The sequence below is a fragment of the Streptomyces sp. NPDC102437 genome, from assembly GCF_044765565.1.
GTDB lineage: Bacteria > Actinomycetota > Actinomycetes > Streptomycetales > Streptomycetaceae > Streptomyces.
This window is the reverse complement of sequence record NZ_JBIWKI010000017.1, coordinates 39,706-55,386: the sequence shown is the minus strand read 5'-3', so window position 1 is coordinate 55,386 and position 15,681 is coordinate 39,706. Positions and strand designations below refer to the sequence as shown.

Annotated in this window: 11 protein-coding genes; 5 read left to right on the top strand and 6 right to left on the bottom strand. The window is 71.7% G+C overall.

Features of this window, described 5'->3' with window-relative positions:
• Positions 1–18 precede the first annotated feature (18 nt).
• Entirely contained in the window at positions 19–825 is an 807-nt protein-coding gene (locus ACIRJP_RS22335; RefSeq protein WP_404176820.1) for a hypothetical protein, read from the bottom strand.
• Positions 822–1,205: a hypothetical protein gene (locus ACIRJP_RS22330; protein WP_404176817.1), complete on the bottom strand. Its 384-nt coding sequence runs from the start codon at positions 1,203–1,205 to the stop codon at positions 822–824. The genes ACIRJP_RS22335 and ACIRJP_RS22330 overlap by 4 nt, the downstream gene beginning before the upstream one ends.
• A gap of 96 nt (positions 1,206–1,301) precedes the next feature.
• Here ACIRJP_RS22330 and ACIRJP_RS22325 point away from each other — a divergent pair, with 96 nt between their 5' ends.
• Positions 1,302–4,712, top strand: coding sequence for a CHAT domain-containing protein (locus ACIRJP_RS22325; protein WP_404176814.1), 3,411 nt, complete (start codon positions 1,302–1,304; stop codon positions 4,710–4,712).
• 67 nt (positions 4,713–4,779) lie between these two features.
• Positions 4,780–5,493: a tetratricopeptide repeat protein gene (locus tag ACIRJP_RS22320; protein WP_404176811.1), complete on the top strand. Its 714-nt coding sequence runs from the start codon at positions 4,780–4,782 to the stop codon at positions 5,491–5,493.
• Between the two features lie 477 nt (positions 5,494–5,970).
• Here the strand turns inward: ACIRJP_RS22320 and ACIRJP_RS22315 are convergent, their stop codons facing one another.
• Positions 5,971–7,413, bottom strand: a complete 1,443-nt coding sequence (locus ACIRJP_RS22315) for an amino acid permease (protein ID WP_404176808.1) — start codon at positions 7,411–7,413, stop codon at positions 5,971–5,973.
• Between the two features lie 157 nt (positions 7,414–7,570).
• Between ACIRJP_RS22315 and ACIRJP_RS22310 the strand changes: the two genes are divergently transcribed.
• Complete coding sequence (locus ACIRJP_RS22310; protein ID WP_404176805.1) at positions 7,571–8,407, top strand: IclR family transcriptional regulator; 837 nt, start codon at positions 7,571–7,573, stop codon at positions 8,405–8,407.
• A gap of 26 nt (positions 8,408–8,433) precedes the next feature.
• Here ACIRJP_RS22310 and hutC read toward each other — a convergent pair whose 3' ends face one another.
• Positions 8,434–9,210, bottom strand: a complete 777-nt coding sequence (gene hutC / locus ACIRJP_RS22305) for a histidine utilization repressor (protein WP_404176802.1) — start codon at positions 9,208–9,210, stop codon at positions 8,434–8,436.
• A gap of 197 nt (positions 9,211–9,407) precedes the next feature.
• On the opposite strand from hutC, the gene hutU reads away from it, so the two are divergent.
• Complete coding sequence (hutU, locus tag ACIRJP_RS22300; protein WP_388660676.1) at positions 9,408–11,093, top strand: urocanate hydratase; 1,686 nt, start codon at positions 9,408–9,410, stop codon at positions 11,091–11,093.
• Complete coding sequence (gene hutG, locus ACIRJP_RS22295; protein ID WP_404176799.1) at positions 11,090–12,070, top strand: formimidoylglutamase; 981 nt, start codon at positions 11,090–11,092, stop codon at positions 12,068–12,070. Before hutU ends, hutG begins: the two co-directional genes overlap by 4 nt.
• A 76-nt stretch (positions 12,071–12,146) precedes the next feature.
• On the opposite strand, the gene ACIRJP_RS22290 is transcribed toward hutG, so the two are convergent.
• Positions 12,147–12,716, bottom strand: coding sequence for a HutD family protein (locus ACIRJP_RS22290; RefSeq protein ID WP_404176796.1), 570 nt, complete (start codon positions 12,714–12,716; stop codon positions 12,147–12,149).
• A 113-nt stretch (positions 12,717–12,829) separates the two neighbouring features.
• Complete coding sequence (locus ACIRJP_RS22285) at positions 12,830–15,550, bottom strand: aminotransferase class I/II-fold pyridoxal phosphate-dependent enzyme (RefSeq protein ID WP_404176793.1); 2,721 nt, start codon at positions 15,548–15,550, stop codon at positions 12,830–12,832.
• Positions 15,551–15,681: the final 131 nt, after the last annotated feature.

Sequence of the window (15,681 nt, the reverse complement as noted above, 5' to 3'; positions counted from 1 at the left end):
AGGGGCAGCCTCCATTCCTCACCCGCGCTTGTTGAGGATGTCGTTGATCCGTGCCCCCTCGTCGGGGGTGATCCGTCCGTGCGGCAGTTCGATGCCGAGGGTCTCCGCCAGTGGCCGCTGATGGATGTCCACCGCCGCCTCCACGAGGTCGGCGAGCACGGCCCCCGACGAGCGGCCCCGCACCTGCCCGATGGCCACCGCGACCAGGCCGACTGGCACGGACGGCCACCAGAAGGCACCCAGCAGCAGGTAGAGCATCCCCCACGCGGTGACTTCCGTGGCCGCCCGGTAGCGGGTGGTGGCGTCACGGATCGCGGCGGTCGCGGTGTCGGGGAGCAGCAGCCACAGCCGTGGCCAGGCGAGGGCCACGGCCAGGCCGTATTGCGCGTCGACGCGCTGGTCGACGAGGCGGAAGCGGTCGCCGATGGCAGTGGCACGCGCGGGCAGGTATCGCGCCGGCAGGGTGTGCCCGCGTCGGGCCTGCGCGCCCTGGGCCCTGCGCCGCCGCCGGGCCACCCACCGGGCGGGACGGCGGGAGACCCACGCCCGTCGTACCCCCGCGGCAGCCCCCTGTACGGCCAGTCCGGCACCCGTCGCACCGAGCAGCGCCCCCGCCACCGCAAGCAGCACAGCCGCAGGCCGAGCCGCCAGCTGCTGCCCGAGCCTGCGTACCGCGTCCTCCAGGCGCCCAGTGTCCAGCGCGTGCGGATGGCCGAGCCACCAGCCGCACATCGCGGCGGCCACGAACAACGCGCCGGGCAGCACCAGCGCGCTGAGCCAGCGGTCGGCGAGCTTGCGGCCGACCTCCGTGAGCAGGCTGTTCACAGCGACCTGAAGACCATTGGTGCTTCGTCGATGACGCAGCGCGGCTCGCGGCCGTCCTCGCCCGCGCCGGCGCGGCGCCCGCACCGGCCGCCCGGACAGCGGTAGGTGCCGCGCACGGTGACGGCGTCGAGCCCGAAGACGTCCAGGCTTTCGGGGTGGCCGTCCGCCGGGCGCCCGACCGACTTGTCGGGGTCCGGTGCCGGCTCGTATCCCAGGAGCCGGCTCACTTCCGCCGCCGGGCGGCCGTTCCTGACGGCGGCGACGGCACGGTCGAGCCGGTCGAGCGCGTGGTCGTCGTCGGCCGCCGCGTCCTGGAGCTCCGGCAGGGCGGCGCACAGCCAGGCGGCTGCGGCCCGGTCGTCCGGGGTCGGCGTCAACACGCACCTCCTGGGTCGGTTTCGTCGGCATGCGACTTCTCGGCTCGATTACCGTATCGGTCAACGGGTAAGCGGCAACCGCGGGTTGGGGGTGATGCCGTGCCGGATCAGGAACTTGCCGCAGCCGTGCGAGCCGTGACCGCGCTGGCCGAGCGATTCGAGCGGCACCAGGACGGTGACGCGGTGCTGGGCCTCGGCGTGCTGCCGGCGGCCGCGCCCCTGTGGCGCGCGGCGATGTCACCGCAAGGCACGTCCTTCGAGGCAATGCACGCACTGGCGCGCCTGCACTGGGCACGGTGCCTGGCTCAGAGCCCGTCCGACGGGCCTGACGAGTTGTACGCGTCGCTGCTCCTCTACTCCCGGATCGGCAACGTGGACCATGGAGTGGTGCCTGACGAGGTGATGCGCCTGCTCTCCGGCGGTCCGACCGTCAACCACCAGTTCCTCGGGCCCGAGCAATGGGGCCGGCGCGCCATCAGGCTGCTCACCCGGCTGCGGATCATCGACGACCCGGCCGAACTCGACCGGGTCGTGGACCTGTTCACCGCGACCACCACGGCGTACCCGCCCGAGCACCGCTTCTGGCCCGGGGACATGGGCAATCTCTCGCTGGCACTGCGGATGCTGTTCGAGCGTCGCCGCGACGGCGCCGACCTGGAGCGGGCGGTGACGACGGCCCGCGCCGCCCTGCGCGCGGCCCCGCCCGGCGACACACTCGCCAACCTGCTCAACAACCTGAGCGGAGCGCTGGCGGTCCGTGCCGAGGAGGCGGGAGACCCGGTGGACGTGACGGAGGCGGTCCAGCTGAGCACCCAGGCGCTGCGCGGCGCCTCGTCGTCCGAGCTGCGGCTCGCCTGCGAGTGCGGCCTGGTCGCCGCGCTCATGACGCGCTTCGCCCTCACGGGTGACGTGGGCGATGTGAATGATGCGGTGGCGCATGCTCGGGCTGTCGTGGCGGCGGCGCCCGACACGGACCCGGCTACCACGACGTACCGGTCGAATCTCGGCAACGCTCTGCTCGCGCAGTTCGAAGCCACGCGACGACCCGAGCTCCTGCGCGAGGCCGTCGCATCGATGACCGGTGCCGTGAAGACGGCCGGGCCCAGACACGTCAACAGGCCGGTGGCGCTGGCGGGACTGAGCAGAGTGCTGCACGCCCGCTACCGGCTCAGTGGCGACGTCCAGGACCTCGACGACGCGGTGGCCGTGATCGAGAGCGCGATGCGGGTGGAGCGTGAGCGGGGCCGAACCCGTCCGGAGAGCTTCAACCTCCACGGAATCACGCTCCGCGCTCTCGCGGACGCGACCGGGCGACGTCTCCATCTCGACGCGGCCGTGGACGCGCACCGCGAGGCGTTGCGCCTGACGGCGCCGGAGCATCGGATGCGGGCGACGTACGCGACCAACCTGGGGAACGTCCTCCTGTACCGGCACGAAGGCGGCCCCGATCCCATTCCGGTCAGCTTCGGCACCGTCCCCGTGGACTCCGAGCGCAGGCCCCGGCTGCCACGGGAGATCCAGGAGGAGCTGAGCGCGCTGGTTCGCGAGTCCGGTGGCGACGAATCGGCGGACCTGGCGGAGGCGGCGGATGCGCACCGGCTGGCCGTGGAGAGCACCGGGCGGCACCAGCCGCAGCGGGCCGGCCATCTCAACAACTGGGGCAACAGCGCCCATGCCCGCTTCCGGGCCACTCGGCAACGCGCGGACGGCGAGCAGGCTGTCGCCCTGTTCCGGCAAGCGCGCGAGGCCACAGCTCCGTACGACCCCGTGCACACGCACGCCACCCACAACCTCGCCGCCACCCTGCTCGACCTCGGCGACGAGCACACAAAGGAGGCGCTGGCGCTGTTGCGGGAGGTGGCCGGTGAGCGGTCCGCGCCGCAGTCGTCCCGGATCGAGGCGGCCGCGTCCTGGGGCAGGGTCGCGGCCGGGCGCGGGCAGTGGCGAACCGCGCTCGACGGCTACGCGGCGGCGATCGAGCTGCTGCCGTCGCTCGCCTCACCCGGGGTGGACCGCGAGGTGCGTGAGCAGCGGCTGGCGCGGTGGAGCGGTCTGGCCGCCGAGGCCGCGAGCTGCGCCATCGCCGCCGGCGATGCGACACGCGCCCTTGAGCTGCTGGAGCAGGGCCGGGGCGTGCTGTGGTCCCAACTCCTCGACACCCGGGGGGACATGGACCTGTTGCGGGCCGCCGTCCCGGACATCGCGGACCGGCTCGCCGAGGTCGAGGCCTCGCTCGACGCCTCGCGCGGTCCGCAGGACGTCCACGAACCCGCGGCCGACGGTGAGGCGCGCTGGTGGGCGCGGGCGGCCAACGAGCGGCTGGTGTGGGCCGCCGAGCAGGAAGAACTACTCTCTCGAGCAAGGGAGTTGTCGGGCCTCGCGGACTTCCGCCGGCCTGCGCCGGCGGCGCTGCTGCGGCAGGCCGCCGCCGACGGGCCGGTCGTCCTGGTAGTCGTCAGCCGTTGGCGTGCCGACGCACTGGTGGTTACAGGGGCGGCCACCACGGTCGTCCGGCTGCCGGACCTCGACCTCGTCGGCACGGTGGAGCGGGTCGTGCGCTACGTGACCACGCTGGAGCGGTACGAAAGAGAGCGGGCGAGCGCCACCGCACGGGTCTCGCTGAACCTCATGGTGACCAGCACTCTCGACTGGCTGTGGCGTGCCGTCGCCGAGCCCGTGCTGACAGCGCTCGGCCACACCGCTCCGCCTGCCCCCGGCAAGGCGTGGCCCCGGCTGTGGTGGTGCCCGACCGGGCCGCTGGCCCTGCTGCCGCTGCACGCCGCAGCCCGTGCGGCAGACGTGTTCGGACCGGAGCCGCAAACGACGGGTGACGCCGTGATCGACCGGGTGGTGTCGTCGTACACCCCGACGCTGCGCGCGCTGATCGAGAGCCGGGCCGCCCCCTCCCCCGCCGACCTGCCGGCCCGGCTGCTCGCCGTCGGCATGCCGGACACCGCGGGCCTGGAACTCCTGCCCCAGGTGGACGGCGAACTGGCGGCGCTGCGGCGGCTGTTCCCCGCCGTGACGGAGCTGCGCGGCACGGCGGCGACCCGGCAAGCCGTGCGCGAGGCGCTGCGCGGCCACCCCTGGACACACCTGAGCTGCCACGGCGGCCAGGATCTGGCTCACCCCTCGCGCGGCGGGATCATGCTGTCCGACGGGCTCCTGAGCATCGCCGATCTGCACGCCGACCGTTTCGGGCAGGGCGAGTTCGCGTTCCTCTCGGCCTGTCGTACGGCCATGGGCGGCGTCACGGTTCCCGACGAGGCGATCACCATGGCGAGCGCCCTGCAGTACGCGGGCTGGCGGCACGTCATCGGCACGTTGTGGCCGGTCGGCGCAGACACGGCGGCCCGCCTGTGCACCCGGCTGTACGGAGATCTCACGGGCGGAGGCAGCTTCGACCCCGGGTCGACGGCGTACGCCCTGCACGACGCCGTACGTGAGTTGCGGGCCGAGGACACCCAACAACCGGTGCGATGGGCGGCGTTCACACACTTCGGTGCGTGAGAGTGCGGTGCGAAGCAGTGGATTGCAATACGTTGCTGTACACACCCATTGAGGAGGCGCCGCGCACATGGACGTGTCGGAGTCGACGCCGGAGCTGCCCCCGGACGTCATGCGTCGCGTGGAACGCGCCATCGAGCTGAGCGACCGGGGCCTGCACGAGCTCGTGGAATCCGAACTGCGGACGCTCCTGGCCGACTTCGAACGTCTGCTGGGACCGGCGCACGACGAGACCATCGACCTCTACGACGCCCTCGGCCACACGCTCTACCAGTTGGAACGCCTCCCCGAGTCCGAGGCCATGCACCGCGAGGCACTGTCCCGCAGTCGCCGCGCGCACGGCCCCGACCACCCCGCCACGCTTGCGTACGCCCACAACCTCGGCGCCGCGTTGGGGGTGGCCGGCCACACCGAGGAGAGCATCGAGCTGCTCACCGACACCACCGAGCGCCGCGACCGGCTGCTCGGACCCGACCACCCGGACACGCTCGACACGGCCTCCACGCTCGGTTCGATACTGTACGCGGCCGGTCGGCGTGACGAAGGACTGACCGTCCTGGAGAGCGCCCATGTCAGGTGTCGGGCCGTCCTCGGTGACGACGACGATCTGACCATGTCGGTCCGCAGTGACCTGGTCGCCGCCCTCCACACCTCCGGCCGCCGGCAAGAGGCCGCGATGATGCTGGTCGGCCTCCTCAGAACCTACGAGCGGGTGCTCGGTCCGGACGACGTCACGACCCTGCGGACGCGGCAGCGGCTGGCGGCGATGGGCTGGACGATCTGAACGGAACCGACATCACGGTGACCGTGACGACGCCAGGACGCCGACAGGGAAACGCCCTTGCCGGGGTCCTGAGGTGAATTAGCGGTTCGCTCGCGTACGCGTCCAGCTCCGCCAGGAAGCGGTCGCGGATCGCCGGGGCGGCCCAGGAGATGTCGATCGCGGCGGCGAGCGGGAGCCGAGCGCTCATGGCCTCGGCGCTGAGGGTTCGCGGGCCTTCGCGGGATGCGTGGCGCGCGGCCGGGCAGGTCGCGGTGATCTGCCCGTTGGGGCACGGGCGACACCGGGCCAGGAGCTGCCCGCGTGGCGCGGGCCGTACGGCCGCTGTGCCGGTTCGAGGGCGGAATCGGCCGGAGTCGGCACCACCTCATGCGCTCGACGCCACGTTGCACCGAGCACCGAGGCGAGGCCTCCTCCCGGATGCGCACCGAGCGGGCGTCCTCGCTCCGGAGTCCGCCCGCGGGTGCCGTTCGCAACAGGTCAGCCGGAGATCCCGGCCGGCTTCTCTGCCTCCGCGGTCATGGCCGCGGGGGTGTCGGCCGGGGCGGCACGGACCGCGAGCCCGTGCCGCCCGCGGCGGACCGCGAGGAGGTAGACCACCGTGAGGAGGGCCAGCCAGACCAGGCCGACGACGAGCGCCACCCGCGTGCTCTCGTGGATGCCGAGCAGGACCATCACCGCGGCCATGAACAGGAGGGTGATGATCTGGCCGTAGGGCCAGAACGGGGCCGGGAACTTCAGGGACGCGCGTTCCTCGGCGGACATCGAGCGGCGGGCCTTCAGCTGGGTGAGCAGGATCATCATCCAGACCCAGACCGTGGCGAACGTGGCGATGGAGGAGATGATCAGGAAGATCTTGCCCGGGATGAGGGCATTCATCAGGACGGCGGCGAGCAGGGCGCCGATCATGACGAGGGTGGTCACCCAGGGCACGCCGTTGCGGGTCACGCGGCGCATGGCGGCGGGGCCGTGCCCGCGCTCGGCGAGGCCGTACATCGTGCGGCCCGCGGCGAAGATGTCGCTGTTGATGGCGGACAGGGCGGCGGTGAGGACCACGACGTTGAGGACGGCGGCCGCGGACTTGAGGCCCACTCCGGCGAAGATCTGCACGAAGGGGCTGCCCGAGTCGCTGATCTGCTGCCACGGGGTGATCGACATGATCACGGCGAGGGTCAGGACGTAGAAGAGGATGATGCGCAGCGGGATGGAGTTCACCGCGCCCGGAATGGTCTTCTCCGGGGACTGCGCCTCGCCGGCCGTGACACCGATGATCTCGGTGCCGCCGAAGGCGAACATGACGATGGCGAAGGAGATGACGAAGCCGTCGATGCCGCCCGCGAAGAAGCCGCCGTTGCTCCACAGGTTGGACAGGCCGACGTGGGCGTGGCCGCTGCCGATGCCGAAGGCGATCACCACGATGCCGACGACGATCATCGCGACGATGGCGACGATCTTCACGAGGGACAGCCAGAACTCCAGCTCACCGAAGACCTTGACGCTGACGAGGTTGAGCGCGCCCACGATGAGGACGGCGGCCAGGACCCAGATCCAGCGCGGGACTTCGGGGAACCAGAAGCCCATGTAGACGCCGATGGCCGTGACGTCGGCGACGGCCACGATGACCATCTCGAAGGCGTACGTCCAGCCGGTGAGGAAGCCGGCCAGCGGCCCGAGGTGGCGGTTCGCGTACTCGCCGAAGGAGCCGGCGCAGGGGGACGCCACGGCCATCTCGCCGAGGGACCTCAGGACGAGGAAGACGGCGGCGCCGCCGATCAGGTAGGCGAGCAGGACCGCGGGGCCGCCCGCCTGGATGGACGCGGAGGAGCCGTAGAAGAGCCCGGTGCCGATCGCGGAGCCGAGTGCGATGAAGCGGATGTGCCGTGAGTTGAGCCCACGGCTCAGGCCGGCGTTTTCGGTGCGCAAACGAGTGTCTCCCTCTTGGGGGGGCGGGTACCGCAGGAAGTGCCTGAGGACCTGGCGGAGCGATGTGCGTCGCGGCACCGGCCTGTCGTCCGGGCTCCCGACAATGAATGACAGCCTGTATATTCCTGTCTATACAGGTGCGTCAAGAGGTGATCCGATGAGTGAACACAAGCCGACGCCCGGTCCGGCGTCCAGCGCGTCCCCGGCGGTCGCGCGAGCCCTGGACATGCTCATGTACCTCGCCGGCCGGCCCGGCCTCGTACAGGCCGCAACACTCGCCCGTGACCTGGGCATTCCGCGCTCTTCCGCGTACCACATCCTCACCGTGCTGACCGACCGCGGCTTCGTCACGTACGTCCCGTCGGAACAGGCGTACGGGCTCGGTGTTTCCTCCTTCGAGGTGGGCTCGGCCTATCTGCGCCACGAGCCGCTGGAGCGCCTCGCCCGGCCGATCCTGCGCACGGTCGCGAGCCGCCTGGGCCAGACCGTGCACCTGGGGATCCTGCAGGGCGCGGAGACGGTCTACCTGCTCAAGGAGCGCCCCCCGGCCCGGGCCGGGGACGTCGACATCGCACTCGTGACGGATGTCGGCGTGCGCCTGCCGGCCCATCTGACGGCCAACGGACGCGCCATCCTCGCCCACACCTCGACGGCGCAGCTGCGGGCGCTGTTCTCGCGGCCCGGCGATCTGACCACCCGCACCGGCCGGGGGCCGCGCTCCCTGCCGGAACTGGCCGGCGAGCTGGCCCGGGAACGGGAGCGCGGCTGGTCGCAGGAGGTGGAGCTGGTGTCGCAGGGGTTCTGCTCGATGGGGGTGGCAGCGTTCGACCACAACGAGCGGCCCGTCGCCGCGATCAGCACCACCTGGCGCCGCCACCACGGCCGGCATGACACCGAGGAGGTGCGCCGGGCCCTGGCGCAGGGTGCGGCGCGGCTGACCGCGGCGGTCTCGGGACACACACCTCCGGCCGCGGGGGCGCAGACAGTCGTCTGAAGCCCGTCCAGGGGATCCGGGCCGTCTCAGTGCATGGCGAACGCGCCCTCGAGGCGGTAGCGGGAACCCGGGTGGAGCAGGCGCGCGAGGCTCACGAGCGCGTCCCTCGACCATGTGCGGCGCAAGATCAGCAGGCACGGCTCGGACGGCCCGATGTCGAGGATCGCGCACTCCTCGGGCGAGGCCAGGACCGCCTCCACGATGTGCTCGCCCCGGCCGAGCGGCGCGACCTTCGACAGGAACGTGTACGGCGTCTGCAGCGTGAAGTCCTGGTCCAGATAACCGGGGGCGAAGGCCGGGTTGACGTAGCGGTCCTCCAGCTGGAGCGGCACCCCGTCCTCGTAGTGCACCACCCTCGAGCGGAAGACCGGCTGCCCGGTGCCGAGACCGAGGTGCGCGCCGGTCCTGTCGTCGGCCTTCTCCTCGCCCAGCGAGAGCACACGGGCGGCGTAGCGGTGGCCGCGGTGCTGCACCTCGTCGGCGATGTTGTGGACCTCGAGGAGCGCGGAGCTGGCCTTGCGCTGGGCGACGAAGCTGCCGACGCCCATGACGCGCCGGATGACACCCTCGGTGGCGAGTTCGCGCAGGGCACGGTTGACGGTCATGCGGGACAGGCCGAGGGCGTCGACGAACTGGCTCTCCGAGGGCAGGGCGTCGTCCTCCCGCCAGTGGCCGTTCCTGATCTGCCGCTCGACGAGCTCCTTGACGCGCTGGTACGCGGGGACGGAACCGCCCGCGCCCTGCTCGTACCACCGGGCCAGCTCCGCCGGGTCCACGACCACGCCGCCCACCGTCCTCGCCATCCGCTCCCCCTGCCTACTGCCTACTGCCTACTGCCTGTGACGATCCTATGGGAGCGGTGCCATCGGCGAACGGGCCGGTGGTCCCCTTCCGGGTAGCCGTCTCGGATCCGAGAAATGCCGGCGGCGCCACTGGTCCCGGCTCCGCCCGTCGCGTGTCATGACGGTGCACAACGGCTCGATCCCCAAGAGGAGCACACATGACCAGCCCTTCCCACGAAGCGCCGGGCGTCGTCCGGGCCCCGCGCGGCACCGAACTGAACTGCCTCGGATGGCAGCAGGAGGGCGCCCTGCGGATGCTCATGAACAACCTCGACCCCGAGGTCGCCGAGCACCCCGAGGACCTCGTCGTCTACGGCGGTACCGGGAAGGCCGCCCGCAACCACGAGGCGTACGACGCGATCGTCCGCACTCTCAAGACCCTCAAGGACGACGAGACCCTCCTCGTGCAGTCCGGCAAGCCGGTCGGTGTGATGCGCACCAACGAGTGGGCGCCGCGCGTGCTCCTCGCCAACTCCAACCTGGTGGGCGACTGGGCCAACTGGGAGGAGTTCCGCAAGCTGGAGGCCGAGGGACTGACGATGTACGGCCAGATGACGGCCGGTTCGTGGATCTACATCGGCAGCCAGGGCATCCTGCAGGGCACGTACGAGACCTTCGGTGCCGTCGCCCGCAAGAAGTTCGACGGCACCCTGGCCGGCACGATCACCCTGACCGCCGGCATGGGCGGCATGGGCGGCGCCCAGCCGCTGGCCGTGACGATGAACGACGGTGTCGCGATCTGCGTCGACGTCGACGAGACGCGCATCGACCGCCGCATCGGTACCCGCTACCTCGACGTCAAGGCCGACAACCTCGACCATGCCCTCGAACTGGCCGTCCAGGCCCGCGACGAGCGCCGCGGCCTGTCCATCGGTGTCGTCGGCAACGCCGCCGAGATCTTCCCCGAGCTCCTCGAGCGGGACGCCCCGATCGACATCGTCACCGACCAGACCTCCGCCCACGACCCGCTGGCCTACCTGCCCGTCGGCATCTCGGTCGAGGACTGGCACAAGGAGCGCGAGGCCGACCCGGCCGGCTTCACCGAGCGCGCCCGCAAGTCGATGGCCCTGCACGTCGAGGCCATGGTCGGCTTCCTCGACAAGGGCGCCGAGGTCTTCGACTACGGCAACTCGATCCGCGACGAGGCGCGCAAGGCCGGCTACGACCGGGCCTTCGACTTCCCCGGCTTCGTGCCGGCGCACATCCGGCCGCTGTTCGAGGAGGGTCTCGGCCCCTTCCGCTGGGCCGCACTCTCCGGCGACCCGAAGGACATCGCGGCCACCGACAAGGCGATCAAGGAGCTGTTCCCGGAGAACAAGCACCTGCACCGCTGGCTCGACATGGCCGGCGAGCGGGTCTCGTTCGAGGGCCTGCCGGCCCGCATCTGCTGGCTCGGCTACGGCGAACGCCACCGTGCGGGCCTGAAGTTCAACGAGATGGTCGCCAGCGGCGAGCTGTCCGCGCCGGTCGCGATCGGCCGTGACCACCTGGACTCCGGTTCGGTGGCCTCCCCGTACCGCGAGACCGAGTCGATGCTCGACGGCTCCGACGCCATCGCCGACTGGCCCCTGCTCAACGCCCTGGTGAACACCTCCTCGGGTGCCTCCTGGGTGTCGATCCACCACGGCGGCGGCGTCGGCATGGGCCGCTCCATCCACGCCGGCCAGGTCTGCATCGCCGACGGGACCGAGCTGGCGGCCCGCAAGCTCGAGCGTGTTCTGACGAACGACCCGGGCATGGGTGTCATCCGGCACGTCGACGCCGGTTACGAGTACGCCACTTCGGTCGCCAAGGAGCGCGGCGTGCGCATCCCGATGACGGAGGCCGGGGGCGGCGCGGCGTGAGCACGTTCCAGGAGGCCGCTCCCCCGGCCGCGGACGTCCCGGCCCGCCCCTGGTCGGGCCGGGACGACGGGCCCGGCGCGGAGCACCTGCGGTGGCACAAGGCCGTCGAGTTCGATCCGGAGCTGACGGAGCCGGGTGACATCGCGTTCGTCGGGTTCCGCAGCGACGAGGGCGTGCGCCGCAACAAGGGGCGGCAGGGTGCCGCGCAGGGTCCTGACGCCCTGCGGCGGGCCCTCGCCTCGATGGCCCTGCCGAGGCTGCTGCGGGCGCTCGACGTCGGTGACGTGGCGGTCACCGGAGACGCGGACGACGCTCTGGAGGCCGGTCAGCAGCGGCTGGGCCGCGCGGTCGCGCACCTCGTCGACGCGGGCCACCCGGTGGTGGTCCTCGGCGGCGGCCACGAGGTCGCGTTCGGCACGTACAGCGGTCTGGAGCAGACGCGGGCGCTGAAGGCCGGCGGGCGGCTCGGCGTGCTGAACCTCGACGCGCACTTCGATCTGCGCGATGACGTGCGGCCCAGCTCGGGCACGCCGTTCCTGCAGATGGCGCAGAGCGAGCGGCTCCACGGCCGTGACCTCAACTACTGGGTGCTGGGCATCAGCCAGGCCGCCAACACCGAGACGCTGTTCCGCACCGCCGAGTCGCTCGGGGTGCGGTACCTGCCGGACACCGAGTGCGGGCTGCTCGACATGGCGCGGGTGGAGTCGTTCGTCGACGAGTTCCTCGCGAGCTGCGACCTCGTGCACCTGACGATCGACCTGGACGTGCTGCCGGCGGCCGTCGCTCCCGGGGTCAGCGCGCCCGCCGCGTACGGCGTGCCCATGGAGGTCGTCGAGCGGGTCTGCACAAGGGTCGCGGGCAGCGGCAAGCTCGTGGTCGTCGACGTCGCCGAGCTCAATCCGGAGTTCGACGTCGACCAGCGCACGGCAAGGGCCGGCGCCCGTCTGGTGCACCGGACGGCCACCACCTGGGCGTGACGCCCTTCCCCTGAACAGGCCGCCCGGCATACATCAGCCGCGGCTGATGTATGCCGGGCGGCCTGCCCCGGTCCGCTCAGCGGACGTCCGTGAGGGAGACGACCGCGAGGACCCCGTCGACAGCGATGTCGGCGGGGTCCTCGTCGTCGTGGAACAGGACCGCGTCGAGACGGCCGAGGCGGACGGACTCCCGGCGCAGGACCGCGGTGCCGTCGAGGACGAGCGCCAGGACGCGGGTCCCGGGGGCGGGGCGCAGCACCGTGGAGCGGCGCTCGACGGACACGTCGGCCTTCGCCTCGGTGCGCCGCACCATGACGTTGAAGTCGACGACGGGGCCGTCGAGCAGCCTGCAGTCGGTGGTGGAGTCGCCGGAGAAGGCGAGGGGAGCGCAGCGGGTGTCCACGACGTGCTCCGTGCCGTCGACGGTGAGGGCCATGCCCGGCCCCTCGACGACGGTGATGATCCGGTCGACGCCCTCGAACGTGGAGAATGGGCCGCTGCTCGCGACGTCGGCGACGCTGATCCGCCACGCGAAGTCGTCGGTGCCGGCGCCCTGGGGGTGGGCCATGACCTCGGTGGTGATGCCACCGCCGTTCTTCCACGGTGCGGGGGTCCGGTCGTGTGCGCGCAGGATCTGAGGTGCCATGAGCGGGTGTTGTTCCTTCGGGATCCGGTCGGTCGGTCAGTGGGTCGGGAAAACGCGACCTCCTCCCCCGTTGCCGGGGGCTGCGGGGGAGGAGGTGCGTGGGTCGGGGGTAGTCAGCGCTCGGCGGTGTGGCGTGCTTCGAGGGCGTCCTCGGTGAAGACCCGGTATCCGGCAGCCGGGTCGTATCCGTGGATCTCGCGGGTGTCGAGAGCGGCCATGTAGGTCATGACGTCCTTGCTGACGACCTGTCCGGGGACGAGCACAGGGAAGCCGGGCGGGTACGGGGTGACGAACGTGGCCGAGACGACCGTGCGGCCCCGCGCCATGGCGTCGGTGATGGCGTCCGTCGAGAGGTACTCGCACTCGGTGTCGTCGTAGGCGAGGAAGAACGCGGCACGCATGTCGCCCTCGGGGGTGCGCGGGCTCGGCCGGAAGGCCGGGTGGAACGCGCTGAAGTCGGGCAGGGCCGCGGAGCCCGCGTCGAGTGCGGTGACGGCGCCGCGGTGCGCGGCGCGGTCGTGCGGGCCCATCTCGCCGATGCGTTCCTCCAGGTCCTCGGCGATGCGGACGAGCACCTCGATGAGGTAGGCGACGGAGCTGCGGGTGGTGCCGATGTTCGTCATGAACAGCAGCGTGTTGCGGGTCGTCTTGTTGACCTGGACGCCGTACCGGTCCATCAGGAGGTCGTGCTTGAAGGTGTCTCCGTCGATGCCGGTGAGCCCGATGTGCAGGGTGGCGCGGGTCGGGTCGAGGACGAACTCCTCCTCCGCCCAGGCCCGTTCCATCCGGGCGAGGCCGGTGCGCAAGGGCTGTTCGACGCCGGAGGAGCGGAAGCGGTGCGGGATGAGTTCCGGCGTGGTGAGGATGCGCAGGTAGCGGCTGAGCAGCGGGTGCTGGGCGACCGCGTCGCGGAGCACGCCGGCCTGTTCGAGCTGCTTCTGCACGAGGGCGAAGCCTTCGAGGACGGCCTGCCGGCGGCCGAGGTCCATCGAGGCGAGGATCTGGTAGTTGGGCGACGTCGAGGTGTGCGTCATGTACGCCTCGTGGAAAGTCTCCGCGACCTTGTGGCGGAAGTCCTGGTCGAAGACGTGGACCATGGAGCCCTGGCGCATCGAGGTGAGCGTCTTGTGCGTGGACTGCGTGGCGTAGACGCGGACACGGACCTTTTCCGGGTCGGGCATCAGCCGGCCGGTGACGAGGGCCTCGTCGTCCGGGTCGTCGCCGAGGCTCGCGCGGTGGGCCGCGTAGGTGTCGGCGTACCCGGGGTCGCGGTAGCGGTCGGTGAGGGTGCGGGCCGCGGCCATGGCGGTGCGCTGGCGGTAGACGGGGTGGAAGCGGGCGAAGGCGAACCATGCCTCGTCCCACAGGAATGCCAGGTCCGGTTTGAGGGCCAGGCACTCCTCCATCACGCGCGACGGGTTGTAGACGATCCCGTCGAAGGTGCAGTTGGTGAGCATGAGGAGCTTGACGCGGTGCAGGACGCCCTCGTGCTTGAGCATCAGCAGCTTCCGCTTGATCTCCTCCACCGGCACGGCCCCGTACATGCCGTACTCGTCGAGGGGATAGGCGTCGAGGTAGACGACGTGGGCGCCGGCGAGGACGAGTCCGTAGTGGTGGGACTTGTGGCAGTTGCGGTCCACGAGCACGATGTCGCCGGGGCGTACGAGCGCCTGCACGACGATCTTGTTGGCGGTGGAGGTGCCGTTGGTGACGAAGTAGGTCTGGCGGGCGCCGAAGGCCTCGGCGGCCAGGTCCTGGGCTTCGCGCAGCGGGCCGGTGGGGGCGAGCAGGGAGTCCAGGCCGCCGGAGGTGGCGGAGGTCTCGGCAAGGAAGATGTTCAGGCCGTAGAAGTCGGCGATCTCCGGGATCCAGGGCGAGTTGAGCACCGAGGCGCCGCGGGAGACGGGCAGGGCGTGGAAGACGCCGGTGGGCTTGCGGCTGTGGGCGCGCAGGGCGGTGAAGAACGGGGCGCGGTGGCGTTCGGTGATGCCGTACAGGATCGACAGATGCAGTTCGAGTAGGCCTTCGCGGGCGTGGAAGACTCGCCGGAAGCGGCGGCTGAGGCGGCCCGCGGTGGACTCGACGGCCCGTTCGGACACGAGGTAGAGGTCGAGTTCGGGGCGCAGGGCGAGGAGTCGGTCGCCCAGGGCGCGGATCTGCTCGCCGCTGTCCCCCGGCGTGGCGGCGTGGGCGTCGGCGGCCTCGTCGAAGAACCGGCGGACGACGCTGAGGTCGTGGCGGGAGCGGTCGGCGAACCGGTCGCGGATGACGACGGCCTGGAGGCTGGAGTTGACGAGGGACGTGATGACCGCGTCCTCGAAGCTCGGGGCGACGACGATCTCGTAGGCGAACTCGTCGTCGGGGCGGCGCAGTCGGCGCAGTTCGGCGCGCAGCGCCTGTTCCTCGGCGGCGTCCAGGTCTCCGACGACGAGGACCTCGAAGTAGGGGGTGGAGGGCGCGGGCAGGGTGTGCGCGGTGTCCGTCGTCTCGTCGGGCGCGGCGCTCGGCGTGGCGGCGGTGTGCGGGGCGGTGCCGCGGTGCCGGTGTCCGGCGAGGGCTCGGTCCAGCTCGTCGGTACGCTGGGCGAGTTGCCGGTACTCCCCCTGGTCGTACAGCCTGCGGAGCTCCTTCAGGGCGGCTGTGCCGGGGAAGGCCCAGCAGTGCTCGATGGGCGTCAGGAGGCGGATGAGTTCCTGGATGCGCGCGGTGGTGTCCGGGCGGCCGTCCCCGCCCTGTGCGGCGAGGCGGTGGGTGAGGTCCGTCAGTGAACTCCAGGCATCGGCGCGCAGTTGCCCGACGCTGTTGTGCACCGTGGCGGTCGGCAGGTCATTCACCGGGAAACGGCTCCTTCTGAGGACTGCCCGGCCGCCGCGGACGGGGAGGGCGGGGGTGGCCAGTGGGTGTCCGCCTGATCGGCAAGACACCCCCTGGGCGTGCGCGGCAGCGGCCTGCCGCACCTTCCGGG

Coding starts and splice junctions, on each gene's coding strand:
- ACIRJP_RS22320 (WP_404176811.1), top strand. CDS start 4,780: ATGGACGTGTCGGAGTCGACGCCGGAGCTGCCCCCGGACGTCATGCGT.
- ACIRJP_RS22310 (WP_404176805.1), top strand. CDS start 7,571: ATGAGTGAACACAAGCCGACGCCCGGTCCGGCGTCCAGCGCGTCCCCG.
- hutC (WP_404176802.1), bottom strand. CDS start 9,210: ATGGCGAGGACGGTGGGCGGCGTGGTCGTGGACCCGGCGGAGCTGGCC.
- hutU (WP_388660676.1), top strand. CDS start 9,408: ATGACCAGCCCTTCCCACGAAGCGCCGGGCGTCGTCCGGGCCCCGCGC.
- ACIRJP_RS22290 (WP_404176796.1), bottom strand. CDS start 12,716: ATGGCACCTCAGATCCTGCGCGCACACGACCGGACCCCCGCACCGTGG.